The sequence below is a fragment of the Pseudomonas sp. 02C 26 genome, assembly GCF_002843585.1.
GTDB lineage: Bacteria > Pseudomonadota > Gammaproteobacteria > Pseudomonadales > Pseudomonadaceae > Aquipseudomonas > Aquipseudomonas shirazensis.
Genome location: NZ_CP025262.1, coordinates 1,888,258 through 1,913,867 on the forward strand (window position 1 = coordinate 1,888,258; position 25,610 = coordinate 1,913,867).

At 62.7% G+C, this 25,610-nt stretch carries 19 protein-coding genes and 1 pseudogene; 11 read left to right on the forward strand and 9 right to left on the reverse strand.

From position 1 onward, the window contains the following. Window positions 1-161 precede the first annotated feature (161 nt). Window positions 162-1,966: pseudogene (locus tag CXQ80_RS08630) on the reverse strand (NEL-type E3 ubiquitin ligase domain-containing protein). Between the two features lie 280 nt (window positions 1,967-2,246). Further along, window positions 2,247-3,173, reverse strand: coding sequence for an MBL fold metallo-hydrolase (locus CXQ80_RS08635; protein WP_101318447.1), 927 nt, complete (start codon window positions 3,171-3,173; stop codon window positions 2,247-2,249). Between the two features lie 222 nt (window positions 3,174-3,395). Between CXQ80_RS08635 and mdcA the strand changes: the two genes are divergently transcribed. The 9 genes from mdcA to madM are packed head-to-tail and all read left to right on the forward strand — an operon-like array spanning window position 3,396 to window position 10,612. Next, window positions 3,396-5,057, forward strand: coding sequence for a malonate decarboxylase subunit alpha (mdcA, locus tag CXQ80_RS08640; RefSeq protein ID WP_101318449.1), 1,662 nt, complete (start codon window positions 3,396-3,398; stop codon window positions 5,055-5,057). Next, window positions 5,057-5,911, forward strand: coding sequence for a triphosphoribosyl-dephospho-CoA synthase (locus tag CXQ80_RS08645; RefSeq protein WP_101318451.1), 855 nt, complete (start codon window positions 5,057-5,059; stop codon window positions 5,909-5,911). The genes mdcA and CXQ80_RS08645 overlap by 1 nt, the downstream gene beginning before the upstream one ends. Window positions 5,912-5,913: 2 nt before the next feature. After that, window positions 5,914-6,213 carry a malonate decarboxylase subunit delta gene (locus tag CXQ80_RS08650; protein WP_101318453.1) on the forward strand — a complete coding sequence of 100 codons (300 nt, stop codon included), beginning with the start codon at window positions 5,914-5,916 and terminating at the stop codon, window positions 6,211-6,213. Further along, entirely contained in the window at window positions 6,206-7,060 is an 855-nt protein-coding gene (locus CXQ80_RS08655) for a biotin-independent malonate decarboxylase subunit beta (protein ID WP_101318455.1), read from the forward strand. The genes CXQ80_RS08650 and CXQ80_RS08655 overlap by 8 nt, the downstream gene beginning before the upstream one ends. Next, window positions 7,057-7,839, forward strand: coding sequence for a biotin-independent malonate decarboxylase subunit gamma (gene mdcE / locus CXQ80_RS08660; RefSeq protein ID WP_101318457.1), 783 nt, complete (start codon window positions 7,057-7,059; stop codon window positions 7,837-7,839). The genes CXQ80_RS08655 and mdcE overlap by 4 nt, the downstream gene beginning before the upstream one ends. A gap of 4 nt (window positions 7,840-7,843) precedes the next feature. Next, window positions 7,844-8,449, forward strand: coding sequence for a malonate decarboxylase holo-ACP synthase (locus CXQ80_RS08665; RefSeq protein WP_101318459.1), 606 nt, complete (start codon window positions 7,844-7,846; stop codon window positions 8,447-8,449). Continuing rightward, a complete protein-coding gene (gene mdcH / locus CXQ80_RS08670) occupies window positions 8,446-9,372 on the forward strand; it encodes a malonate decarboxylase subunit epsilon (RefSeq protein WP_101318461.1) in 927 nt (308 codons plus the stop codon). The genes CXQ80_RS08665 and mdcH overlap by 4 nt, the downstream gene beginning before the upstream one ends. Window positions 9,373-9,432: 60 nt before the next feature. Then, window positions 9,433-9,849: a malonate transporter subunit MadL gene (gene madL / locus CXQ80_RS08675; RefSeq protein ID WP_101318463.1), complete on the forward strand. Its 417-nt coding sequence runs from the start codon at window positions 9,433-9,435 to the stop codon at window positions 9,847-9,849. A gap of 1 nt (window position 9,850) precedes the next feature. Further along, window positions 9,851-10,612: a malonate transporter subunit MadM gene (gene madM / locus CXQ80_RS08680; RefSeq protein WP_101318465.1), complete on the forward strand. Its 762-nt coding sequence runs from the start codon at window positions 9,851-9,853 to the stop codon at window positions 10,610-10,612. Window positions 10,613-10,661: 49 nt separating this feature from the next. Here madM and CXQ80_RS08685 read toward each other — a convergent pair whose 3' ends face one another. The 5 genes from CXQ80_RS08685 to CXQ80_RS08705 form a co-directional block, all read right to left on the reverse strand. Beyond that, window positions 10,662-11,579 carry a LysR substrate-binding domain-containing protein gene (locus CXQ80_RS08685; protein WP_101318467.1) on the reverse strand — a complete coding sequence of 306 codons (918 nt, stop codon included), beginning with the start codon at window positions 11,577-11,579 and terminating at the stop codon, window positions 10,662-10,664. Between the two features lie 403 nt (window positions 11,580-11,982). Continuing rightward, complete coding sequence (gene nhaA / locus CXQ80_RS08690; protein ID WP_101318469.1) at window positions 11,983-13,173, reverse strand: Na+/H+ antiporter NhaA; 1,191 nt, start codon at window positions 13,171-13,173, stop codon at window positions 11,983-11,985. A gap of 389 nt (window positions 13,174-13,562) precedes the next feature. Further along, complete coding sequence (locus CXQ80_RS08695) at window positions 13,563-15,152, reverse strand: hypothetical protein (RefSeq protein WP_101318471.1); 1,590 nt, start codon at window positions 15,150-15,152, stop codon at window positions 13,563-13,565. Window positions 15,153-15,301: 149 nt separating this feature from the next. Continuing rightward, entirely contained in the window at window positions 15,302-15,796 is a 495-nt protein-coding gene (locus CXQ80_RS08700) for a DUF934 domain-containing protein (RefSeq protein ID WP_101318473.1), read from the reverse strand. Then, window positions 15,780-17,432 (reverse strand): nitrite/sulfite reductase, encoded by a 1,653-nt coding sequence (locus CXQ80_RS08705; protein ID WP_101318475.1) that lies wholly within the window; start codon window positions 17,430-17,432, stop codon window positions 15,780-15,782. Before CXQ80_RS08705 ends, CXQ80_RS08700 begins: the two co-directional genes overlap by 17 nt. Window positions 17,433-17,643: 211 nt before the next feature. On the opposite strand from CXQ80_RS08705, the gene CXQ80_RS08710 reads away from it, so the two are divergent. After that, window positions 17,644-18,720 carry an ABC transporter substrate-binding protein gene (locus tag CXQ80_RS08710; protein ID WP_101318477.1) on the forward strand — a complete coding sequence of 359 codons (1,077 nt, stop codon included), beginning with the start codon at window positions 17,644-17,646 and terminating at the stop codon, window positions 18,718-18,720. Between the two features lie 272 nt (window positions 18,721-18,992). On the opposite strand, the gene CXQ80_RS08715 is transcribed toward CXQ80_RS08710, so the two are convergent. Both CXQ80_RS08715 and metH read right to left on the reverse strand, forming a co-directional pair. Next, entirely contained in the window at window positions 18,993-19,211 is a 219-nt protein-coding gene (locus CXQ80_RS08715) for a DUF2970 domain-containing protein (RefSeq protein ID WP_101318479.1), read from the reverse strand. 103 nt (window positions 19,212-19,314) lie between these two features. After that, window positions 19,315-23,022 carry a methionine synthase gene (metH, locus tag CXQ80_RS08720; RefSeq protein ID WP_101318481.1) on the reverse strand — a complete coding sequence of 1,236 codons (3,708 nt, stop codon included), beginning with the start codon at window positions 23,020-23,022 and terminating at the stop codon, window positions 19,315-19,317. A 164-nt stretch (window positions 23,023-23,186) separates the two neighbouring features. Here metH and CXQ80_RS08725 point away from each other — a divergent pair, with 164 nt between their 5' ends. Beyond that, a complete protein-coding gene (locus CXQ80_RS08725) occupies window positions 23,187-25,496 on the forward strand; it encodes a fatty acid cis/trans isomerase (protein WP_101318483.1) in 2,310 nt (769 codons plus the stop codon). Window positions 25,497-25,610 lie beyond the last annotated feature (114 nt).

Sequence of the window (25,610 nt, forward strand, 5' to 3'; positions counted from 1 at the left end):
ACTTTTTGCTCCAGGAATCAGCCCATGAAGCCCGCACTCCCATTCGCTGGAGCGGGAGACCTGGATCCCCGCGGTGTGCCCGAGCCAAAAGGCGACGTCGCTACTCTGGTCGCCTGATTGGAGTATTCTCACTGCTGCTCACTCCTGGCTACCCAGACACTCTACAAGACGCCCCTCCAGGGGTGCTCGGTAAGCAATCCCAGCGTCAAAGTCAGCGTCAGCTCGCGCTCGGCTGCGCTGCGTTCATCAGCCAGCATGCCCACCGCTTCAATGACTTGCTTCTCGTTGGCGCCTTCCTCGGGCAGCAGCAGCGTTTCGAGGCGGTCATGGTAGGGTTGGTTCAGCGCCTCGTATTGTTGCGCAAAGGTCTCACGCAGAAAATCGATCCAAAAGCCATGCTGCGCCAGCGAATCTGCGATACGGGCGTTGGTCTCTGCCTGCAGGATGGTCCGGGCGGCGTCACGCAGGCGAGCGTCGTTCACGTCGGAGAATATCCGGTGATACATGTAGCGCGCCTGGGCCGGCAGCCCCAGCGGGCGCACCAGACCGGCGCGATACGCCAGGTGTATTTCCACTTCATCGATCAGCCCGTGGGGGTTGCTGGTTCTTAGCTCCCTTATGTGCTGCGCCGCGACGCGATCTACCTCGTCAAGCCGGTACAGCTCGCGGCCCAGCTGCACCAGTGCCGGGCTCATCTCTGCGCTGCCCAGCCCGGCCGTGCGGGTGGCGACCAAGGCGCGCACCTCGAACAAACTGAGCATCAACAGCATCTGGTCTGCGCAGGTCGCGGGCCTGCTGCTTGCTGAAAAATCGCCTCCCGCACTTGTGTATTCTCCACGCACACCTCAACCAGCGCCCAGATGCGCCTGCGCAAATCGATGCCCTGGAGGTCATAATCACTGGATCGGCCGAGGTCGTTGAGAAACCGCATGAGATCATCGCAACCCGGTCGTTGCGTCAGGGCCAGCCACTGTTCGGAGCGGATGGCACGTTCCTCAACGCTGAAGTCGGCCAGCCATCGCTCGAGTGACTCCTGTCCGCCAGGCCCATGACGTCGCGTAGGCAATGCTCCCGCACCGGCCTCGCCCAGGGTGCTGCGCAAGGCGGTCTGGGTCGGCTCGGGTAACGGGTTGTCATGCAGGCTCAACCCGGCCAGTCGGCGGTGCGACCGAGCAAGGGTCGGGCTCATGTCCTGTATGTGATTGTCGCGCAGATCGATGTCTTCAAGCGCAGGGTGCATGTACACCTCTACAGGCAATTCGCTCAGGCCGCAGTGGCGCAAATGCAGGCGCTGGAGGTTGAGCAGACTTCCCAATGGCGGCAGCTGCCCGATCGGATTATGCGACAGGTCCAGCACCCGCAGTCTGGACAATGCACTCAGCAGGTTCGTGCGCCATGCTTCTTCGAGTATGGCGTTGACGCTGCGCCGGCGGCTGTCGTCTGCAAACAGCACCTGCTTGAGATGTTGCTGATAAAGCGCGCCCACATCCAGAGAACGGCACAGGCCGGCAAATGCACGAGGTCGCAGCGCGATCAGCGTACCGTCTGCATCTTGCAGCCTGGACTCTGGCAACCAGGCCGACTCGGAGGTTTCCCGGCGCTCGAAGTTGTGCAGGGCGCAGGCCAGCAGGCTTTGCTCCGAGGTTGTGGCGACCACACGATCGGGAACTGTGCTGACACCTGATGGGTAACGCACGTGTACCACCCGGCGGAGCTTGGCCGTGTGGACATCCACTGGGCGCTGCACGAGCCTTTGCAGCGCTGCGTCCAGCGATGTGCTGGCGAAGCTGTCCAGGGGTTCTATCTGGGCGAAAAGACGCGTCAGCTGTTCGCGCGCACGCTGTTGCGCGATCAGTGCCTGATGCAGAACAGAACGTTGATCGGCGGTAGCCGCGGTCAGCCAGTCTGGTAAGCGATCTGCTATGAGTGTATCAACGGAAGTGTCCGGGAATAGAGTAGGTTTCATAACGTACAAATGAGCGCAAAACGCTCATTCAGCCCGCGTTGTCACCGGCGCGTGCGGTAGTTATGTCGATGACAGCGGGCACTGGGACGCCAAGATCGAGAGCGATCCGCGCCGAACACATGAGAATGCAGCGCAATGAACGCTGGCAGGAGGGCGGTGGTTTTTGATTGATGTTGGGCAAGACAGGTTCACAACTGGCAAAAATGATAGGGCTGCTTCCTGAAATGATCAGCACTGAAGCCGCTGACGGCAAAGTCGACGGCTTGGTTGCCGAGTCGGATCACTCCCACTGCATCTCGCCCTTGGCCACCTTGGCACTCAGCTCCAACGAGCTGTCCCCGCCCAAATCCGGATAGCGCTTTTTCATCGCCGCAATCAGCTCAGCGGAGTTGTCAGCCTTGGCAGTCTCTTTGTCAAACGCGCGAATGTAGTCAGCGGTGAACTGAACAGCTTGCAGGCCCTTAGGGAATGTCCCGTTGAAATGCCCTGGTATCACCGTGTCCGGTGCCAGTGCCTTGATCTGCTCCAGCGTCGCCAGCCAGTGCTCATGGGAGGCGGCGCTCTGCGTATCAGCCATCCACACATGCTCACCCCATTGCACCGGAATGCCGCCAACCACCGTCTTGATCGAAGGAATCCAGACAAAGGTGCGCTCTGGCGTCGGGCCATCGAGGCCGATGATCTTCAATGGCTGACCTTCCAGCATCAGGGTATCGCCGCTGAGGGGCTGCGGCACCACGATCTGCCGCGGCGCATTGGCGCCAAGCTCGGGAGCCCAGATTTTCAGTTTCGCGTCTTTGCTGGCGTTGATATGGGCAACGGTCTGCGCGGTGGCGACAACTTTTGCCTGAGGGAATGCGCGCACCAAAGTGTCCAGCCCGAAGTAATAGTCAGGGTCGCCATGGCTGATATAGATGGTCGTCAAATGCTTGCCGGAGGCCTTGATCCGGGCTGCCAGTTTGGCGGCCTCCTGCGCGGAGAACTGGGCGTCGATCAGGATTGCGTCCTGCTTGCCTTCGACCAGTACCGATGACACGGCAAAGATTGCCGCTTCTCCTGGGTTGAACACATCCACAGTCAGTGCCTGATGCGCAGGCTTGGTCATGGCGGGCGGCTCGCTGACTGGGCTGGCAGCGGGTGCGGTGCCAGCCACTAGCATGGCGAAGGCGACGGTCAAGGCTGAGAGGACAAATCGCGGTGTTTGCATCGGAGTTCACTCGGCAAAAGATTGAAAGGAATGGCGCAACGCCCCTGGATTGAAGCGCACTGTCCGCATCAACGTGTAACGAAAATCAGCCCTCAGCTATTAGCGCTTTCTAAATTAAGTAATCATTAACCTGAGAGTAATGATCAGCCCCGGGCATTGATTGATCGGCCTGAACTGCCAGCCTTAAATGACTCCACGAAAGCGCACCCGTGGAGTTGCAGAATGACAACAAGAACCTCCCCCCCACCGCAATGGTCGCGGCGGCGCAGCGAAAAGCAGCGCCGCCTTGAGCAGGTGCGAGACCTAGCCGATGGCGTGGTGTTGCCCAGCGAGCGGATCGTCGAAGCCCTTGAGCGCCTGATCGCCCCTGGTGACCGGGTGGTACTCGAAGGGAATAACCAGAAGCAGGCAGATTTTCTCTCGCGCTCGCTGGCCAAGGCAGACTCCGCTCGCCTGCATGACCTGCACATGATCATGCCCAGTGTCAGCCGTGCCGAGCACCTTGATCTGTTCGAGCGCGGGATCGCCCGCAAGCTCGACTTCTCCTTCGCTGGGCCGCAGAGTCTGCGCATCGGCCAGTTGCTGGAAGACGGCCTGCTCGAAGTCGGCGCCATTCACACCTACATCGAGCTGTACTCGCGCCTGCTGGTCGACCTGATCCCCAACGTTGCCCTGGTTGCCGGCTTCATGGCCGACCGCGAGGGCAATATCTACACCGGCGCCAGCACCGAAGACACTCCGGCGCTGGTCGAGCCTACGGCGTTCAGCGATGGCATCGTCATCGTTCAGGTCAATCACTTGGTTGACGACGTGCGCGACCTGCCGCGGGTGGATATCCCGGCGTCCTGGGTTGACTTCGTGGTGGTCGCGGACAAGCCGTTCTATATCGAACCGCTGTTCACCCGCGACCCACGCCACATCAAGCCGGTGCACGTGCTGATGGCGATGATGGCGATCCGCGGCATCTACGAAAAACACAACGTGCAGTCGCTCAATCATGGCATCGGTTTCAACACCGCGGCCATCGAGCTGATCCTGCCGACCTACGGCGAGTCACTTGGCCTGAAGGGCAAGATCTGCCGCAACTGGACACTGAACCCGCACCCGACATTGATCCCCGCGATCGAAACCGGCTGGGTGCAGAGCGTGCATTGCTTTGGCACTGAATTAGGCATGGAGGACTACATCTCCCAGCGCCCGGACGTGTTCTTCACCGGCCGCGATGGCTCGATGCGCTCCAACCGCATGATGTGCCAGTTGGCCGGGCAGTACGCTGTCGACCTGTTTATCGGCGCCACGCTGCAGGTTGACGGCGACGGTCATTCCTCGACCGTCACCCGTGGCCGCCTGGCCGGCTTTGGCGGCGCGCCGAACATGGGCCACGACCCACGCGGTCGGCGCCATGCAACGCCGGCCTGGCTCGACATGACAACCCCGGTGACTATGCTCGAACGCGGTCGCAAGCTGGTGGTGCAGATGGTCGAGACCTTCCAGGAGGGCGGCAAACCCACCTTCGTCGATACCCTCGATGCGGTCGAGGTAGCCAGGAAGGCCGGTATGCCGCTGGCGCCGGTGATGATTTACGGCGACGACGTGACCCACCTGCTCACCGAAGAAGGCATTGCCTATCTGTACAAGGCGCGCACGCTCGAAGAGCGCCAGGCGATGATCGCGGCGGTTGCCGGCGTGACCAGCATCGGCTTGCGCCACGACCCTAAAGACACCGCACGCATGCGCCGCGAAGGGCTGATCGCCTTGCCCGAAGACCTTGGCATCCATCGCAACCAGGCCTCGCGTGCGTTGCTCGCCGCCAAGAGCATCGCCGAGCTGGTCGACTGGTCCGGCGGCCTGTACAACCCGCCCGCACGCTTCAGGAGCTGGTGATGACTGCATCCATTCAGATCCACGCACCACTGCCGTTGTCGCACCAGTTGGCCGACCTGGCGGTTGAAGCGCTGATCGACGAAGCCGATCTGTCGCCCAAACCGGCCCTGGTCGACCGCCGTGGTAGCGGCGCCCACAGTGATTTGCACCTTGGCCTGATGCACGCTTCGGCGCTGTCGCTGTGGCCATGCTTCAAGGAGATGGCCGAGGCCGCCATGCTCCACGGAGAGGTCGGCCAGCCATTGCGCGAAGCCCTCGGCCGCATTGGCCGGGAAGGCGAGACAGCCATGCGCGTCACTACTGCCGGCATCAATACTCACCGTGGCGCCATCTGGGCACTGGGCTTGCTGGTCGCTGCCCGTGCCCTTGATCCAATCAACAACGATGCCGCATCGATTGCCGCACGGGCAGGGCGCATCGCCCTGATCGACGACCGCTATGCGCCGCGTCAGCACGACAGTCATGGCCTGCAGGTACAGCGCCGCTTCGGCGTGCGTGGTGCCCGCGAAGAAGCGCAGTTGGGCTTCCCGACGGTGCTCGCCCACGGCTTGCCGCAGTTGGCCAAAAGCCGCGCTGCTGGCAGTGGTGAGCAGAATGCGCGGCTGGATGCGCTGCTGGCGATCATGAGTCAGCTACACGACACCTGCGTGCTCTGGCGCGCCGGCCTCGACGGCCTGCGGGCCATGCACCAAGGTGCCCGTGGCGTACTGGATGCTGGCGGCAGCGCAACCCTGGCCGGGCGCCGTGCGCTGCGCCAACTGGATACGCGCCTGCTGGCGCTGAACGCCTCACCGGGCGGCGCCGCTGACCTGCTGGCGGCCTGCCTGCTGCTTGATAACTTCGGGAGCCTTTGAGCATGGAAACCTTGTCTTTCAGATTTCCGGCCGGCGCGCCGGCAACCAACCGAGCCTTGGTCGGCTGTGTCGGCTCAGGCGACCTCGAAGTGCTGCTCGAACCTGGCACCAGCGGTGTACTGAACATCAACGTAGTGACCTCGGTAAACGGCAGTGCGCCGCGCTGGGAGCAGCTTTTTCAGCGCCTGTTCGCCGAGCACAGCCTGCCCGCCATGAACATCGACATCCACGACTTCGGCGCCACGCCTGGCGTAGTACGGCTGAGGCTGGAACAAGGCTTCGAGGAGATCAACCATGACTGACATCGACCGTTTACTGCAGGCCTGCAGCTTTGTTGAACTCAGCGCCCGCGAGCGCGCCCGCGCCTTGCTCGATGCCGGCAGCTTTCGCGAATTGCTTGGGCCGTTTGATCGGATGATGTCGCCGTGGCTACCCCAGCAAGGCATCGTGCCCCAGGCTGACGATGGCGTGATCATCGCCAAGGGCAGCCTCAATGGCCAGCCGTTGCTGGTGGCCGCCATCGAAGGCGTATTCCAGGGCGGCAGCATGGGCGAAGTCGGCGGCGCCAAGATCGCCGGGGCGCTGGAGCTGGCGGTCGAAGACAACCGTAACGGCATACCCACCGCCGCTGTGCTGCTGCTGGAAACCGGTGGCGTGCGCTTGCAGGAAGCCAACCTCGGCCTGGCCGCGATTGCCGAGATCCAGGCCGCGATAGTCGAGCTGCGCCAGTACCAGCCGGTGATCGGCCTGATCGCAGGTTCAGTCGGTTGCTTTGGCGGCATGTCGATTGCCGCTGGGCTATGCAGCCGGTTGATCGTCACCCGCGAAGCACGCCTGGGCCTGAATGGGCCGCAGGTCATCGAGCAGGAAGCCGGCATCGAAGAATACGACTCGCGCGACCGGCCGTTCATCTGGAGCCTGACCGGCGGCGAGCAACGCCACGCCTGCGGCCTGGCCGACGCCTATGTGGCGGATGATCTGGCCCAGGTACGTGAGGCGCTGGTCGCGCAACTCGCTGCAGGCGAACCGGCGTTGCCGCGCAGCCGTCGCTACGCTGACTTCCTCGCGCTGTTGGCCACGCTGGGCACTGACTGTGCGCAAGTCGACGCTGCGCTGACGCGGGCGCTGTATCAAGGAGAACTGCAATGAGCCGTGGTCTTGAGTGGATTCGGGCGCTGGCCCAGGGCAGCGAGCTGCGAGGCTATCCCGCATCGGTAAAAGTCATCGACGGTGAACTGGGCAACCGTCCTGCACGCTTCATCGCGGTTGTGCCCGACGCGCAAAACCCCTTCCCAAGGGCTCGCGATGGCGAGGTCGGCCTGCTCGAAGGCTGGGGCCTGGCCAAGGCTGTCGATGAGGCTATTCAGGCTGACCAGGGCGGCACGCCGCGGGTGTTGGTCGCCGTCGTCGATGTGCCCAGCCAGGCCTACGGCCGCCGAGAAGAGGCGCTGGGGATCCATCAAGCGCTGGCTGGCGCGGTAGATGCCTATGCCCGGGCGCGCCTGGCCGGGCATGCACTGATTGGACTGCTGGTGGGCAAGGCCATGTCCGGGGCGTTTCTCGCCCACGGCTATCAGGCGCAGCGCTTGATCGCGCTGGATGATCAAGGTGTGATGGTGCATGCCATGGGCAAGGCGGCAGCTGCGCGGATTACCTTGCGCAGTGTCGAGGAGCTGGAGGCTCTGGCTGCAAAAGTGCCGCCCATGGCCTACGACATCGCCAGCTATGCCTCGCTCGGCCTGCTCTGGGAGCGGGTCAAGGTGGACGCGGTCGAGCAGCCGACTGCCGCCGATATCGGCAAGGTGCGCGCGGTGCTGGAAAGCGCTGTGGACGACATCGGCAGCAGTACTGATCTGCGCGGGCGACTGGGCGCGCCCAACCGAGCGATGTCTGCCCAGGTTCGGCAACTGCTGCGCGAGCAATGGTGAAAGCATGAACGCACACGACCTGCTGTGGGGCATAGCCCCGGACCATTTGCCTGCAGACGCCCCCGCGTGGGCGCGGCAGATGCTGCTGGCCGGTCAGCCGGTGGTGGTGCGCCGCGCCGTAGCCGGTGCGGGGCGCGTGGCGGTCGGCGTGCGTGGCAGTCAGCGCGGCGAGCGTCTGGCGGCTGAAATGCCCGTCGCCTCGATCAAGCACCGTTGCAGCCCTGAACAGCTGCGTAGCGAGGGCAGGGCAGAGCTGGCTGCGCTGCAGGCACTGCACGCTGTTACGCCATTTATGGACAGCCTAGGCCTGTCGTGGGGGCCGACCGGGGGTGTGGGCTATCAGTTGGCGACGGGGATCGCTGTGCTGCACCACGGCAGCGATCTGGACCTGGTTTTGCGCACGCCCGCAGCCTTGACTCGCGTCGATGCGAAAGCGCTGTATCAGGCGTTGTGCGCTGCACCGTGCCGTATCGACCTGCAGCTGGAAACACCCTTCGGCGCCGTCGCGTTGGCTGAATGGGCCGGTGCTTCAAAGCAGGTGCTGCTCAAAAGCCGCCACGGTGCATGCCTGGTCAGCGACCCTTGGTCAGCATTGGAACTGTCGGCATGAGCAGCTTGTTTGCCTTCCCTGGCCAAGGCGCGCAACGGCCCGGCATGCTCCAGCACCTGCCGGATGCGGCCGTAGTGCGTGCCTGCGTGGAGGAGGCCAGCGACGTGCTGCAGCAGCCGGTATTGCAGCTCGACACGGCGCAGTCGCTGGCGTCTACCCGTGCAGTGCAACTGTGTTTGCTGGTGGCCGGTGTCGCCCATGCGCGCTGGTTGCTGGAGCGCAGCCCGGCGCCGGGCTACGTTGCCGGGCTGTCGATCGGCGCTTACCCAGCGGCAGTCATAGCCGGGGCTTTGACCTTCGCCGATGCCCTGCGGCTAGTGGCGTTGCGCGGTGAACTGATGCAACAGGCTTATCCCGAGGGCTACGGCATGACCGCGATCATCGGGCTTGATCAAGGCACTGTCGAACGACTGCTTCAAGACTCGGCGCAGCCGCTGTACCTGGCCAACATCAATGCCGACAACCAGTTCGTGATCGCCGGCAGCGATACGGCCATGGCCGCGCTTGCCCGCCAGGCCCTGGCGCTGGGTGCCGGCGCGTGCAAGCGGCTGGCGATGAGCGTGCCGTCCCACTGTGCGCTGCTCGATGCGCCTGCCGCCGAACTGGCGGCTGCATTCGCCGAGGTGCCGCTCAAACGCCCGCAACTGGGTTACCTGAGCAGTACCAGCGCTCGCCAACTGCATGACCCAGAAGCCCTGCGCCGCGACCTGGCGCTGAACATGTGCCGCACCGTCGACTGGTACGGCACGCTGTGCAATGCCTACGAGCGCGGTGTACGGCTGCTGATCGAACTGCCCCCCGGCACCGTCCTCAGCGGCCTGGCGCGGCGTGTATTCAACTCCGGTACGGTGATCGCCTGCCAAGGCGCCCGCGCCGACACCCTGGATGCCCTGTTGCGGCGGGAGGTGAACGCCAGCGACTGACTGCCCGCATTTCGAAGAACAACAACAAAACAACTTCGATTCAACGTGAGGAAAACAACAATGATCATTTACGGTGTGGCCTTGCTGGCCATCTGCACGCTTGCCGGTGTCATCCTCGGCGACTTCCTTGGCGTTCTGCTCGGGGTCAAATCCAACGTCGGCGGGGTCGGCATTGCCATGATCCTGCTGATCTTCGCCCGCCTGTACATGCAGCGTAACGGCGGCATGAGCAAAGAGTGCGAGCTGGGCGTGGGCTTCTGGGGCGCGATGTACATCCCCATCGTGGTGGCCATGGCTGCGCAGCAAAACGTCGTCACTGCTTTGCATGGCGGCCCGGTCGCGCTGCTGGCAGCGATCGGCTCGGTCCTGCTGTGTGGCGCCACCATCGCCCTGATCAGTCGCACCCACCGCGGAGAACCGCTGGAAAAGGAGGTCGTTGAAACCTCCAGCGCAGTCGCACCGGTCGGAGGTCGCTGATATGGAAGTCATCCTCAAAGCACTTGAACACAACAGCCTGATCACTGCCTTCGCCGTAGTCGGCGCAGTGATGTGGATCTCGGTAATCCTCTCCAAGCGCCTGACCTTTGGCCGCGTGCACGGCTCGGCGATTGCCATCGTCATCGGCCTGGTGCTGGCCTGGGTTGGCGGCACCCTTACCGGCGGTCAAAAAGGCCTGGCCGACCTGACTCTGTTCTCCGGCATCGGCTTGATGGGCGGCGCCATGCTGCGCGACTTCGCTATCGTCGCCACCGCCTTTGAAGTGCAGGCCACCGAAGCACGTAAGGCCGGCATGATCGGCGCAATCGCACTGCTGTTGGGTACAGTGCTGCCGTTCGTGGTCGGTGCGGCAGTCGCCTGGAGTTTCGGCTACCGCGACGCGGTGAGTATCACCACCATCGGTGCCGGCGCCGTCACCTACATCGTCGGTCCGGTCACCGGTGCCGCGCTGGGCGCCAGTTCCGAAGTGATGGCGCTGTCGATCGCCACCGGCCTGATCAAAGCTATTCTGGTGATGGTCTTCACCCCCGTCTCGGCGCGCTGGCTGGCGCTGGACAACCCACGCTCGGCGATGGTCTTCGGCGGCCTTGCCGGTACCGTCAGCGGCGTTACCGCAGGCCTCGCGGCAACCGACCGCAGGTTGGTGCCATACGGCGCATTGACCGCAACCTTCCATACCGGTCTTGGCTGTTTGATGGGGCCATCGATCCTGTACTTCTGCGTACGCGGCCTGGTCGGCTGATAGTACCTTTGACAAGCGCCCCGGCCCCGAACGCCGGGGCGTTTGCGTTTCAGCCTTCGCGTTGGCGGCTGTACATCCGGCATTCGGCAACCAAGGCGAGCAGGTTCGGGTCGCGCTCGCGAGTCTTCAAGAACACCGCGCCGATATGCTGCTGATGACGGTAACGCGCCTGCAGCGGGATCAGCCGAATCCGGTTCTCGTACACCGCCGAAATCCGCCCCGGCAACAGCGCATAACCCACCCCGGAACTGACCATGCTCAGCAGGGTGAAAATGTCATTCACCTGCATTGCCACATTCGGCTTGAACCCCGCCTGCTCGAATACCCGCTCGCCATCGCGGTGAGTGGCAAAGCCCTGGGTCAGGGTGATGAAGGTCGAATTGGCCAGATCCGCCAGGTCGACCTCCTGCTCCTGAGCAAATGGCGAATCGGTCGGCACCGCCAGGAAGATATCGTCCGAGAACAGCGGTAACTGCTCGCACGCCGCATCGCAGGTGCTCTCATCCAGCGAGACCAGAATCGCGTCCAGCTCGAAGTTTTTCAGGCGGTACATCAAGTCCACGTTCGAGCCCAAGGTCAGGTCGATGTTCAGCTCGCTGCGGCGCAGCTTCAAGCCCATTACCAGCAGCGGCACGGTTTTCACCGTCAGCGAATACAGCGCGCCTAGCTTGAACCGCTCCGACGAAAAGCCCGCCGCCTCGCGTGTGGCGCGGACCATCTCGGTGGTGTCCTGGATCAGCTTGCGGGCCTTCTCTTCAAGCACGTAGGCGCTCTCCAGCGGCGTCAATGTGCGGCCCTCGTGCTTGAACAGCGGGCAGCGCAGGGCGTTTTCCAGGGAATGGATGGCCCGGTGCACGCTGACACTGCTTGTGTCCAGCGCGCTGGCTGCACGGGCCAGGTTACCGCTGTGCATGAAGGCGAGGAATATTTCGAGCTTCTTCAGGGTGAGCTCTTCGTCGATCTGCATGTGGGCCTCGGGAGCGGTGGGGCGGTTTTCAGTTGCTGCTGACGAGCGAGGGGTAGGGCGGGATCAGGATAGGGCGTTGGGGGTTGGGGGGCAATTTGTATTCAGGGTGGGTGAACAGTGGTGGGTTGTGGATGGCCTCGGCAGCTATTGCGGTGTGGTTTTGCGTGCAGAGGCCGTGGGCAATCTACTCTTTGGGGAGTTGTGTGCGGCGACGACAGTATAGGTTTTTCTTCCGCGACGGTTCGCGTGCGGGTGCCTCTTCAAAGGCTTCAGCAGGCGGCGCTGCAGCTTTGACGTTGAACAGGCGGCAGACGATGTACCAACAGATGGCGAGTGACAAGTTGTGGTTCCTAGCCATGACAGCCGCGGCTGAACGGCGCCGCTGACGCGGCGCCGTTCCCCTTCACTCCACCGTCTTAGGCGCAAAGCGCAATATCAAACAAGCAATCACCGCCGACAGTAGCGACCCCAGCAAAATCCCGATCTTGGCTTTATCAATCAGCTCAGCCTGCCCCGGAAACGCCAACTCACCGATAAACAGGCTCATGGTGAAACCAATCCCACAGAGCATGGCCACCCCGTAAATCTGCAACCAGCTAGCCCCCTGCGGCTTCGAAGCCAGGCCAGTCTTGACCGCCAGCAACACCCCGGCAAACACCCCAAGCTGCTTGCCCAGCAACAGCCCAAGGGCAATCGCCAGCGGCAGGGGCGCAAACACGTCGCTCCAGCTCAAGTGGGTAAACGCCACGCCGGCATTGGCAAAGCCGAACGCGGGTACGATCAGGAAACCTACCCACGGCGCAATGGCATGCTCCAGCGTCAGCAGCGGGCTCTTGGCATCGCCGGCGGTGTAGGGGATCAGCAGTGCGCCGACCACGCCAGCGATGGTCGCGTGCACGCCGGACAGCAGGGTGAAGTACCACAGGGCGGCGACGCCGATCATGTATGGCCACAGGCTGACCACGCGCAGGCGGTTCAGGCCCAGCAGCAGGGCGACGATAGCGCCGGCGCCGGCGAGGGCGATGAGGTTGATCGAGGAGGTATAGAACAGCGCGATGATCGCTACTGCGCCCATGTCGTCGATGATCGCCACCGATACCAGCATCACTTTCAGCGACAGCGGTGTGTGCTTGCCGAGCAGCGCCAGGGCGCCGACGGCAAAGGCGATGTCGGTGGCCGCGGGGATTGCCCAGCCACCGGCAAGGCCCGGTTCGACGGCAGACACCTTGAGGTAGATCAGCGCTGGCACTGCCATGCCCATCAGCGCTGGCAGCGCTGGCAGGCGGCGTTGCTCCCAGGTGGCCAGGCGGCCGTCGACCATCTCGCGTTTGATCTCCAGGCCAACCATCAGGAAGAAGATCGCCATCAGGCCGTCGTTGATCCACAGGTGCACGGTCATCGGCCCGAGCTTTTCTGTGAAGGTGGGGCCGAGGGGTAGGTGCAGCAGGTGTTGGTAGGCCGCAGCCCATGGGCTGTTGGCGATGATGATGGCTACTACTGCGGCAAGCATCAGCACCACGCCGCCTGCGGCTTCGCTGGCGAGCAGGCGCTGCAGCAATGGGCGCCGCTGGGCGTTGTTCAGAGAAACGGTCATGCGAGGTCCTCGTTCATGGATTCGCCCTGGATGCTGCAGGCATTGGCCGAACGACGGCCACGGCAAAGCGCTGGCACCGAATGGGCCACTGCAACAATAGGCGAGAAGAAGGGAAGGGGATGCAGCGAGCACGTACCCGGCAAAAAACGCGGGAACGGCATACGCCAAAGAAATAGCAAGGCTGCGTGCAACATGGATGGACTCTCGGAAAACAAATGAATGTTCTCCGTATTCGGGATAGCTCCCGGGCGCACGCAGCACACGCCAGGCGGCGAATTATACAGAGTTGGCAGTCAAGGTGGGCGAGGGGTCTGCATCGAAATGTTGCAATGGGGCGCCGCGCTCGAGCATCAGCCCATTGCGGGCGTCTGCTCGAGCGCGGTCAGGCGTTAGCCGCCGATGGCCGCAGTCGACCCTTGCAGCTGCCAGCGGCTGCGCAGCGACTGCAGTGCATCATCAAGGATCGAGATGCCGCTCTGCTCGCGTGCGATGCGCTCCTGGCGGAAGCTGTCGTCCAGTACCGTCAGCAGGCTCTGGCTGCGGCTGCTCGAGCTTGGCGTGGTCACGTCATCGGTCAGGTCGCCATTCACATAAGTACGCACCCGCTCGCTCTGGCTGGCGGATTGCGAGGCGCTGGCTTCGACCAGGCGGCCTTTGTCGAAGGCCAGGCGCGTGCTGCTGCTGGCCTGGTCGTTGATCTCGTGATAGCGGTAGTTCTGCGATTCGCGGTCCAGCCCTAGCTGCATGTTGGTCAGCGGGTTGAGGCCCAGGTGGTAACCCGCTTTCAGTGCGCTCTGCTGATCCTGCTGCACCGAGCGGGTCAGCTGGCCGCCACCTGTAATGCTGGTCGATTGCGACGCGCGGTAATCGAAGCGGTCGGATTCTTCCAGGCGCATCGGGTTGCTCTGCTGCGAGGTCTGGCTGATCGAGGCATTGAAGTCGGCCAGGCCGCTGAGCAGGGCGCGGTCGCTGGCGCTCTGCAACGAGCCACGCTCGGTCACCGCCTGCTTGCCGTCATCGACGGCGTTGAGCTGGGTGAAGGCGTCCTTGAACAGGTTCATCAGGTTCTCATCGCCTTTACCGCGCTTTTGCGCGGCGTCGAACTGGCTCAGGTAATTGCTGATGGCGGCCTGGCGCTGGCTGCTACTGCCCAGTTTGGCAGCGTCCGGCGTGTCGAGGTTCATCTGTACGCGCCCGGAGGGGCCGTCCAGTGTCAGGTTGCGCGACTGCTCGTTGACGCTGAGGTCAAAGGTCTGTGGTTCGCCGTTGACGTCCAGCTTGGCGTTCAGTTGCAGGCCGCTGAACAGCGTCGTGTCAAACTTGACCAGGTTACCGAGCTGCAAGCGCGGTGGCACCTGGGTCAGGCCGTCGAGCGCCGATTGGAAGTCGTCGGCCATTGCCGCCAGGCCTTGGAGTTCTTCGTCGTTCAGTTCACCGCCAAGCACCTCGGCGCTCACGGCCAGGCCTTGTGCGCTGCTCGCCAGGGAGAGGTTGACGGTCGCTCCGGAGGCCGTGGTCAGGCTGAATGTCACCCCATTGGTGGGGTGCGAGCGCAGGTTGGCCAGCTGCAATTGCAGGGCAGCCTCATTGGGCTGCTCGCCGCTGGCGATGGTCATGATGGACTGCGAAACGGCCTTGCCGCCATTGCCTGCCAATTGCTCCAGCAGCGCGGCGCCGATGTTCTGGAAGCGGCCACCATTGGACGACGACTGGATGCTGTTCATCAGGGCAATGCTGAGCTTGTCCGATCCTTCCCGCTCCCAGACGTGGCGCACCTGCGGGCCAGCCAGAGTACCGTTGGCCAGCGTACCGTTGGCGGTGTAGGTCGGGTCGGGGGTAGCGTCCACCGCCTGGCCGAGGCTGACCGAAGTGCTTGGCGAGGTCAGGGGTTGGCTGGCTTGGGCAACCGCCTGCACTTGAACAGGCGGCGGAGCGTTGTAGATTGGGGTTAGGCGCTGCGCAGCAGTTATCGCATTCATGGTCGGCTTCCGTGCAGATCTAGGGTCTAACCCAAGGTATCGGCACGGTCAGGCAAAACCTTAGCGTTCATGTAGGTATTGGCGGGGCTGCGCCAGCCAGAAACAAATCAGCCCGCCAAAGGGCGGGCTGATTGCTCAAGCACAGACGATCAGCGGCGGCGGAACAGCGGCAGCGGTTCGTCGGTCGCGGCCTGGTAGGTCACCGAAAAATCTTTCAAGCCTTCCAGGGCATCGACGGGGTCTTTGTCAGCGCGAATGGCAAATGCATCGAAGCCGCAGCGCGCCAGGTAGAACAGCTGGTCACGCAGGACATCGCCGATTGCGCGCAGCTCACCCTTGAACTGATAGCGATCACGCAGCAGACGCGCATTGGAGTAGTTGCGCCCGTCGGTGAAGGCCGGGAAGTTCAGGGCGATTACCTGGAAATGCGCAACGTCGTCACCGATTTCTTCAGCTTCTTCGTCGCTGTCCAGCCATACGCCAAGGCCGCCATCGCGGGCCTTGAGCGCATGGGCGTGATCGCGCCAGAGTTGCAGCGGCACGATGTAGTCGTCGCAGTTGGTCAGTTCGTCGAACGAGGCATCCTTGGGCAGCAAGTGCCAGGTTTCGTCGACCAGCTGGTTGTTCTTAATGATTCGCTGCATAGACGCGCTCCTTGAAGGGGTCGATGCCAATACGTTGGTAGGTGTCGATGAAGCGCTCTTCTTCGGTACGTTGTTCAACGTAGACGTCGATCAGCTTCTCGATCACATCGGCCATCTGGTCCTGAGCGAACGATGGGCCGAGGATCTTGCCCAGGCTCGCGTCACGGGCGGCGTTGCCACCCAGCGAGACCTGGTAGAACTCCTCGCCCTTCTTGTCGACACCAAGGATGCCGATGTGGCCGACGTGGTGGTGACCGCAGGCGTTCATGCAACCAGAGATGTTCAGGTCCAGCTCACCGATGTCGAACAGGTAGTCGAGGTCGTCGAAGCGACGCTGGATCGACTCGGCAATCGGGATCGACTTGGCGTTCGCCAGCGAGCAGTAGTCACCACCCGGGCAGCAGATGATGTCGGTCAGCAGGCCGATGTTCGGCGTGGCGAAGCCGCTTTCGCGCAGCTCTTGCCAGAGCGTGTGCAGCTGACGCTGCTCGACATCGGCAAGGATGATGTTCTGCTCGTGCGAGGTCCGCAGGAAACCGAAGCTGTAGCGCTCGGCCAGATCGGCAACGGCGTCCAGCTGCTTGTCGGTGAGGTCGCCCGGGGCAACCCCGGTCGGCTTCAGCGACAGGGTCACGGCCACATAGCCTGGGCGCTTGTGCGCACGGGTGTTGCGCGAACGCCAGCGGGCGAAGCCTGGGAACTCCTGGTCGAGCTCGGCGTAGTCGACGTTGTCCAGCGCCTGGTAGGCCGGGTCGACGAAGTGGCGCGAAACGCGCTCGATCTCGGCTTCGGTCAGGGTCGTGTTGCCACCGCGCAGGTGGGCCATTTCGGCTTCGACCTTTTCCGCGAACACTTGCGGGGTCAGGGCCTTGACCAGGATCTTGATCCGCGCCTTGTACTTGTTGTCACGACGACCGTAACGGTTGTACACGCGCAGGATCGCGTCGAGGTAGCTGATCAGGTCCTGCCACGGCAGGAACTCGTTGATGAACGAGCCGACCACCGGGGTACGCCCCAGGCCGCCGCCGACCAACACGCGGAAGCCCAGTTCGCCGGCTTCGTTGTGCACCGGCTCAAGGCCGATATCGTGCACTTCGATGGCCGCGCGGTCGTCCTTCGAGCCGTTCACGGCAATCTTGAACTTGCGCGGCAGGTAGGCGAATTCGGGGTGGAAGGTGGTCCACTGACGGATGATCTCGCACCATGGGCGCGGATCGATCAGCTCGTCGGCGGCGACGCCGGCAAACTGGTCGGTGGTGGTGTTGCGCAGGCAGTTGCCGCTGGTCTGGATCGCGTGCATCTGCACGGTGGCCAGCTCGGCAAGGATGTCCGGGATGTCTTCCAGCGCCGGCCAGTTGTACTGGACGTTCTGCCGGGTACTGATGTGCGCATAGCCCTTGTCGTAGTCGCGGGCGATCTTCGCCAGCACACGCACTTGCGTCGAGTTGAGTTGGCCGTAAGGCACGGCCACCCGCAACATCGGGGCGAAACGTTGGACATACAGGCCGTTCTGCAGGCGCAGAGGGCGGAATTCTTCTTCGCTCAGTTCACCGGCCAGATAGCGGCGGGTCTGATCACGGAACTGCTTGACGCGGTCCTCGATGATCCGCTGATCGTACTCGTCGTATACGTACATAAAAGTCCTGTCTCAGGCTGCATGCAGCTAATCGCGCGCACGGCCGCGCACTCCGGTTCGGAGCCGGGGAACGATATCAGGTTGCATTTATGCGCTAAAGTGATGTTTTTGCATATGAAAAGAACTAAACGGACTAAGTGAGACTGACTGGCATTTATTCCAGGCGTCTGCGCTGGGTATAATCCGCGCTTTGCTCCACAGAGATGCACCCATGTTCAAAGCGCTGTGCCAGAGTCTGTGCCTGTTTCTGCCGTTATCGGCCGGTGCGCAGGCGGCGTCCGTGGTGTTTCTCAACCCGGGTCATGCCAACGAGAACTTCTGGGTGGGATACACGCGCTTCATGCAGGCCGCCGCTGACGATCTCGGCATGCAGCTGCGGGTGGAATACAGCGAGCGCCGCGCCGATCTGGTGTTGAGCCAGGCGCGGGCTATCTTGAGCGGGCCGCAGCGCCCCGACTATCTGGTGCTGGTCAACGAGCTGTATGTCGCTCCGGAGATCATTCGCCTGTCCCGCGACAGCGGCGTGCAGCTGTTTCTGGTCAACAACGGCCTGACCGATAACCAGCTCGAGAGCGTCCGGGCACAACCGGACAAATACCCGCCAGTGCTGGGCACGCTGACCAGTAACGATGAGCAGGCCGGTTACCAGATGCTGCGCGAGATGGTCGCGAAGTTGCCGCCATCGGACGAGCCGATCGACCTGCTGGCATTTGCCGGCGTCAAGACCACCCCGGCCTCGCAACTCCGCGAGCATGGCATGCGCCGGGCCTTGGCCGATCACCCGCAGGTGCGCTTGCGCCAGGTGGTATACGGCGGCTGGAACCGCGAGCGCGCGTTCGAGCAAGCGCAGCTGCTGCTCGAGCGCTATCCACAAGCGCAGTTGGTGTGGTCGGCCAATGACGAAATGGCTTTTGGAGCGATGCAGGCGTTCGAGGCAGCGGGGCGCAAACCTGGCGTGGATGTGCTGTTCGGTGCGGTCAACAGCTCGCCTGAAGCGCTGCGCGCGCGTATCGACGGGCGCCTCAGCGTATTGATGGGCGGCCATTTCACTGTCGGCGGCTGGGCCATGGTCATGCTGCATGACCACGCCCAGGGCATCGCCATCAATCCCGACGGTGGCGGCGAATACAGCTTGCCGGTGCTGCAGTCAATCGATCAGGCCAAGGCGCGGCGCTGGCTGGCCCTGCAGGAGGGCGACGATTATGGTCTGGACTTCCACCGTTTCAGCGCCGAAGGGCGACCAGCCGATTATCGTTACCCGTTTCTGACGTCACCGGTCGACTATTGAAAGACCCTGCTTGAATCAAGGGCATTGCTCGACTTAACTGCTGGTGGTGTATGTGCATTCCCATAACCACTACAAGAGGCAATGCAATGGGTAACTCCACCAAGCTGCGCAAAAGCGACAGCAGTGTCGATGCCTGGGCGATCCTGTGTCTGATCGTGCTGGTCGTCGTCACTGCGGTGTACTGGGTCAGCCATCAGTAGCGCATCACCGCTGTCGACCGTGATTGCAACCTGAACCGCCCGTGGCAGGCACCGCCACGGGCGGCTTGCCTTTCAACGGGCGGTCAGGTGCATGGCCAGTTGCACCAGGCCAATCAGCACCAGTACGAATACCAGCGTGAACAGCACGCCCAGGGCGATGAAATGGCTGGCCTTGCCATGAGTGAAGTCGCGAGCGCGGTTCTTGCCGCTCTGCACGCCCAGGGCAGCGGCAAGCACGCTGTGCAGCATCTGCCAGAAGGTCGGCGGTTTGCCTTGGCTGGGGTCGTCCATGCTGGCCTCCTGTAGGTAGCGCAGGCGATCAGTGCACAGTGTAGACCTTCAGCAGGCAGGGGCCGCGCAGCAGCCCCTGGCAGGCCCTAGCCCCTGGCACGCTTTAGTTGTCGTAACCCAGATTAGGTGCCAACCAGCGCTCGGTGACATTCAGCGCCTGGCCTTTGCGCTCGCTGTAGCGCTCGACCTGGTCCTTGTCGATCTTGCCCACGGCAAAGTACTGCGCCTTGGGGTGGGCAAAGTACCAACCGCTGACCGCTGCCGCCGGGAACATCGCGAAGTGCTCGGTAAGGAACACACCACTCTGGCCGGTCTCGCCAATGGCCGTGCCGTCGAGCAGGCGGAACAGGGTTTCCTTCTCGGTGTGGTCTGGGCACGCTGGGTAGCCCGGGGCAGGGCGGATACCGCTGTACTGCTCCTTGATCAGCGCATCGTTGTCCAAGTGCTCATCACGGGCATAACCCCAATAGTCCTTGCGCACCTGCTCGTGCAGCCACTCGGCGCAGGCCTCGGCGAGACGGTCGGCGAGCGCCTTGACCATGATCGAGCTGTAGTCGTCGCCCTTGTCCTGATAAGCCTTGGCCACTTCCTCGGCGCCGATGCCGGCGGTAGTGATGAAGCCGCCGATATAGTCGCTGACGCCGCTGTCCTTCGGTGCGACAAAGTCGGCCAGCGACAGGTTGGGCTTGCCGTCGGGCTTGATCGTCTGCTGGCGCAGGTGGTGCAGTTTGGCCAGCGGTTGGCCATCGGCGCCGTACACTTCGATGTCGTCGTCGGCGACCTGGTTGGCCGGCCAGAAGCCGAACACCGCACGCGCGCTGATCAGCTTCTCGTCGATCAGTTTGTCGAGCATCTCGCGGGCATCCTGATACAGCGCGGTAGCCGCTTCGCCGACCACTTCGTCGGTGAGGATGCGCGGGAACTTGCCGGCCAGGTCCCAGGAGATGAAGAACGGGGTCCAGTCGATGTACTCGGCCAGGGTCCGCAGGTCGATGTCTTCCAGCACCTTGACGCCGGTGAAGGAGGGCACTGCCGGGGTGTACTCGGCCCAGTCGTATTTGGGCTTGGCAGCAATCGCCTGGGCGTAGCTGAGGCGTTCGGTGCGGGCACTGCGGTTGGCGGTGCGTTCACGGACTTCGATGTAGTCCAGGCGAGTGCGCTCGACGAACTCCGGCTTGAGCTCCTTGGACAGCAACTGGGTGGCCACGCCGACCGCACGCGAGGCGTCGGTCACGTAGATCACCGCGTCGTTGGAGTACTTGGGCTCGATCTTCACTGCGGTGTGCGCCTTGGAGGTGGTCGCGCCACCGATCATCAGCGGCAGGTGGAAGTCCTGGCGCTGCATTTCGCGGGCGACGTGGACCATTTCGTCCAGCGACGGCGTGATCAGCCCGGACAGGCCAATGATGTCGCACTTCTGCTCGCGGGCGGTCTGCAGGATTTTCTCGGCCGGGACCATCACGCCCATGTCGACGATGTCATAGCCGTTGCAACCGAGCACCACGCCAACGATGTTCTTGCCGATGTCGTGCACGTCGCCCTTGACCGTGGCCATGAGGATCTTGCCCTTGGCTTCGGGCTTGTCGCCTTTTTCCGCTTCGATGAACGGGATCAGGTGGGCCACCGCCTGCTTCATGACGCGGGCCGACTTGACCACCTGTGGCAGGAACATCTTGCCCGCGCCGAACAGGTCGCCGACCACGTTCATGCCGCTCATCAGCGGCCCTTCGATAACCTCGATCGGGCGTGTCGCCAGCTGCCGGCATTCTTCGGTGTCTTCGACGATGAACGCAGTGATGCCTTTGACCAGTGCGTGTTCGAGGCGCTTGCCGACCGGCAGCGAGCGCCACTCTTCGTTCTCGACCTCTTTGGTGGCGCCGCCGCCCTTGTAGTCGTCGGCAATCGCCAGCAACGCGTCGGTGCCTTCGGGGGTGCGGTTGAGCACCACGTCCTCGACCTTCTCACGCAGCGCAGGCGGGATCTCGTCGTAGATCTCCAGCTGGCCGGCGTTGACGATACCCATGGTCAGGCCATTCTGGATCGCGTGGTAGAGGAACACCGAGTGAATCGCCTCACGCACCGGGTTGTTGCCACGGAACGAGAACGATACGTTGGAGACGCCGCCACTGGTCAGTGCGTGGGGCAGATGATCGCGAATGAAGGCACAGGCCTCGATGAAGTCGACGGCATAGTTGTTGTGCTCTTCGATGCCGGTGGCAACGGCGAAGATGTTCGGGTCGAAGATGATGTCTTCAGCTGGGAAGCCCACTTCGTTGACCAGAATGTCGTAGCTGCGCTGGCAGATTTCGCGCTTGCGCGCCGCTGTGTCGGCCTGGCCCAGTTCGTCGAAGGCCATTACCACTACCGCTGCGCCATAGCGCTTGCAGAGGCGGGCGTGATGTTTGAAGGCATCTACACCTTCTTTCATCGAGATCGAGTTGACGATGCCCTTGCCCTGGATGCACTTGAGGCCGGCTTCGATCACTTCCCACTTGGACGAGTCGATCATGATCGGCACGCGCGAGATGTCCGGTTCACCGGCAATCAGGTTAAGGAAGCGGACCATGGCAGCCTGGGAGTCGAGCATCCCTTCGTCCATGTTGATGTCGATCACCTGCGCGCCGGCTTCAACCTGCTGCAGGGCGACTTCCAGCGCCTCGGTGTAGTTCTCTTCGCGGATCAGCCGGGCGAACTTGGCCGAACCGGTAATGTTGGTGCGCTCGCCGACGTTGACGAACAACGACTGGCGGTCGATGGTGAATGGTTCCAGGCCCGACAGGCGGCAGGCCTTGGCGATCTCCGGGATGACCCGCGGCGGGTACTTGGCCACGGCCTCGGCAATCGCCTGAATGTGCCCTGGGGTGGTGCCGCAGCAACCGCCGATGATATTGAGAAAGCCGCTGGCGGCAAATTCTTCGACCACTTCGGCCATTTCTGCCGGGGTTTCGTCGTATTCGCCAAAGGCATTCGGCAAGCCGGCGTTGGGGTGCGCAGAAACGTAGGTGTCGGCTTTGGTCGACAGCTCTTCCAGGTACGGGCGCAGGTCTTTGGCGCCGAGGGCGCAGTTGAGGCCGACCGAAATGGGCTTGGCGTGACGCACCGAGTTCCAGAAGGCTTCGGTGGTCTGCCCGGACAAGGTCCGCCCGGAGGCGTCGGTGATGGTCCCGGAGATCATGATCGGCAGCTCGATGCCGTCGTCTTCGAACACCTGCTGCACGGCGAAGATGGCCGCCTTGGCGTTGAGGGTGTCGAAAATGGTTTCGATCAGGATCAGGTCGGCGCCCCCGGCAATCAGCCCGCGGGTCGACTCGATGTAGTTTTCTACCAGCTCGTCGAAGGTGACGTTGCGATAGCCCGGGTCGTTGACGTCGGGCGAAATCGAGCAGGTGCGGCTGGTCGGGCCGAGCACGCCGGCGACGAAGCGCGGCTTGTCTGGCGTCTCCAGGGTTTTTGCGTCGGCCACCTGGCGGGCAATACGCGCGCCTTCCAGGTTCATCTCATAGGCCAGTGCTTCCATGCCGTAGTCGGCCTGGGAAATCTGCGTGGCGTTGAACGTGTTGGTTTCGAGGATATCGGCGCCAGCGTCGAGGTAGGCTTTCTCGATCGCGGCAATGATATCGGGCTGGGTCAGCAGCAAAAGATCGTTATTGCCCTTGATGTCACTTGGCCAATCGGCAAAGCGCGTGCCACGATAGTCGTGTTCCTCGAGACGATAGCTTTGGATCATAGTGCCCATGCCTCCGTCGAGGATCAGTATGCGCTCCTTGAGTGCGTGCTGGAGTGCTTGGAGACGAGCGCTACGGTCGGACATAGGACTACCTGGTCGGGCGAAAAACAGAAGGTGCGGAATGATAGCAAAGCTGCGCGGTTTTTAGGTGCGTAGAGCTTTTGCATGAATTTCTCTCATGTTTACGCATCCCGCCGGCCCGTTAGATACACCGTGATGGCTTTATTCGAAACCAGGACATTCGGCACATGATTCACCGCTGTTTACTTGCCCTAGCTGGCACGCTGGCCCTGTCGGTCAGCAGCATGGCGCTGGGGCAGGCCCCGCAATCGAGCCCGGCAATCTCCTACACCCGGGACATTCAGCCGATCTTTACCAACAAGTGTGTGGCCTGCCACGCCTGCAACGACGCTGCCTGCCAGCTCAACCTGGGCAGTGCCGACGGCGCCCAGCGCGGCGCCTCCAAGGTGCCGGTGTATCAAGGCGACCGCAGCCAGGCGGTGCCGACCACGCGTTTGTTCTATGACGCCCATAGCGAGCAGGCCTGGCGCAAGCAGGGCTTCTATTCGGTGCTCGACGGCCAGGGCAGTCAGGCGGCGCTGATGGCGCGCATGCTCGAGTTGGGCCACAAGACGCCGCTGACGCCCAACGCCAAACTGCCCGAGAGCATTGTGCTGGGCCTCAATCGCAACAATATGTGCCCGTTGCCCCATGAATTCGATGCCTATGCCGGTGTTCATCCTGGCGAAGGTATGCCCCTGGCCGTCACCGGCCTGACCGATCAGGAATACCAGACCCTGCAGCGCTGGCTGGCAGCCGGTGCGCCGGTCGATGCCCAGGCGCTACAGCCGAGCGCTGAGGAAGCCAGCCAGATCGCCGAGTGGGAAGCGTTGCTAAACCGCCCAGGCTCATCCGAGGCGTTGATCGGTCGCTGGCTGTACGAACATCTGTTTCTTGCCCATATCGACTTCGTCGGTGGCCAGCCTGGGCACTTCTTCCAGTGGGTGCGTTCGCGCACGCCCAGCGGTCAGCCGGCCGACATCATCGCCACTCGCCGACCCAACGACCCGCCCGGTACTGACTTCTATTACCGGTTGGTCCCGGTGCAAGGCGTGATCGTTCACAAAACGCACATCAGCTACCCGCTCGGGCCGCAGAAGCTCAAACGGGTCAAGCAGCTGTTCTATAGTGGCGACTGGCATGCCACCTCATTGCCAGGCTATGGCCCAAGGCACCGGGCCAACCCGTTCGAGACCTTCGAAGCGATCCCGGCGGTGGCGCGCTACCAGTTCATGCTGGATAACGCCGAGTACTTCGTGCGCACGTTCATCCGCGGGCCGGTCTGCCGTGGGCAGATTGCCACCGATGTGATTCGCGACAACTTCTGGGCATTGTTCCAGGAGCCTGCACATGACCTGTACATCACCGACGCACGTTATCGCGGTGAGGCGACGCCGCTGTTGGCCATGCCCGGCCAGATCGACGACGTTGGCAGCGTGATCAGCCTCTGGCATTCCTACCGCGACAAGCGTAACGAATACGAAAAGCTGCGCCGCGAAGCCTATGCTGAAGCCCCCGCGCCGAGCTGGTCGACCTTGTGGGCCGGTAATGACAACGCGCTGCTGAGCATCTTCCGCCACTTCGACAGCGCCTCGGTGAGCAAAGGCTTGATTGGCGACGTGCCACTGACTAGCTGGCTGTTCGACTACCCGCTGCTTGAGCGCACCTATTACCAACTGGCGGTCAACTTCGATGTGTTCGGCAACGTCTCGCACCAGTTGCAGACCCGGCTCTACTTCGACCTGATCCGTAACGGCGCCGAGGTCAATTTCCTGCGGTTGATGCCCGCTGACCAGCGCGGCGCGATCCTCAGCGATTGGTACCAGACCACCGGCAAGGTCAAGATGTGGCTGGATTACGAAGACATCGACACCGATACGGCAAGCGCTTTCAAGCTCGACGAACGTGACCCCAAGCGCGACTTCGGTCTGCAATTGCTGCAGCGCACCAAGAGCCTCAATGTCACGCCCGACCCGATCAACCGCTGCCAGGGCGCGTACTGCTCGCGGCCGCAGATGAGCGCCGAGTTTCGCGATGTCGAGCAGAGCCTCAGCCGCTTGGTATCACGTCCTGCCGCAGGCCTGAAGGTAATCAATCAGCTGCCCGAAGCGAGCATGCTGCGTATCGAAGGGCAGGGTGGGCAACGCCAGGTCTACAGCCTGCTGCGCAACCGTGCGCACAGCAACGTGGCGTTCCTGCTGGGTGAGGAATCGCGCTATCAGCCGGGTCTGGACACCCTGACCCTGGTGCCGGGCGTGCTCAGCAGCTACCCCAATTTCATCTTCAACATCCCGGCCAGCGATGTCCCGGAGTGGGTCGAAGACATGGAAGCTGCGCGCGATGATCCGGCCAAGTTCGAGCGCATCGTCATGCGTTGGGGCGTGCGCCGCAGTCACCCGCAGTTCTGGCAGTACTTCCATGATCTGAATACCTTTATCCAGGAGACCGATCCGCTTGAAGCGGGGGTGCTGGACATGAACCGCTATGAAAACCTGTGAGTTGACCGCCCGGCAGGAGGGCTGATCTTTTCATCGATGTCGTGGTCCCAATAGCAAGTGGTCTGTGGTTCGGCTCGCCGCTCTCGGTGGCGCGTCTGCGCCGAACCCCAGGCT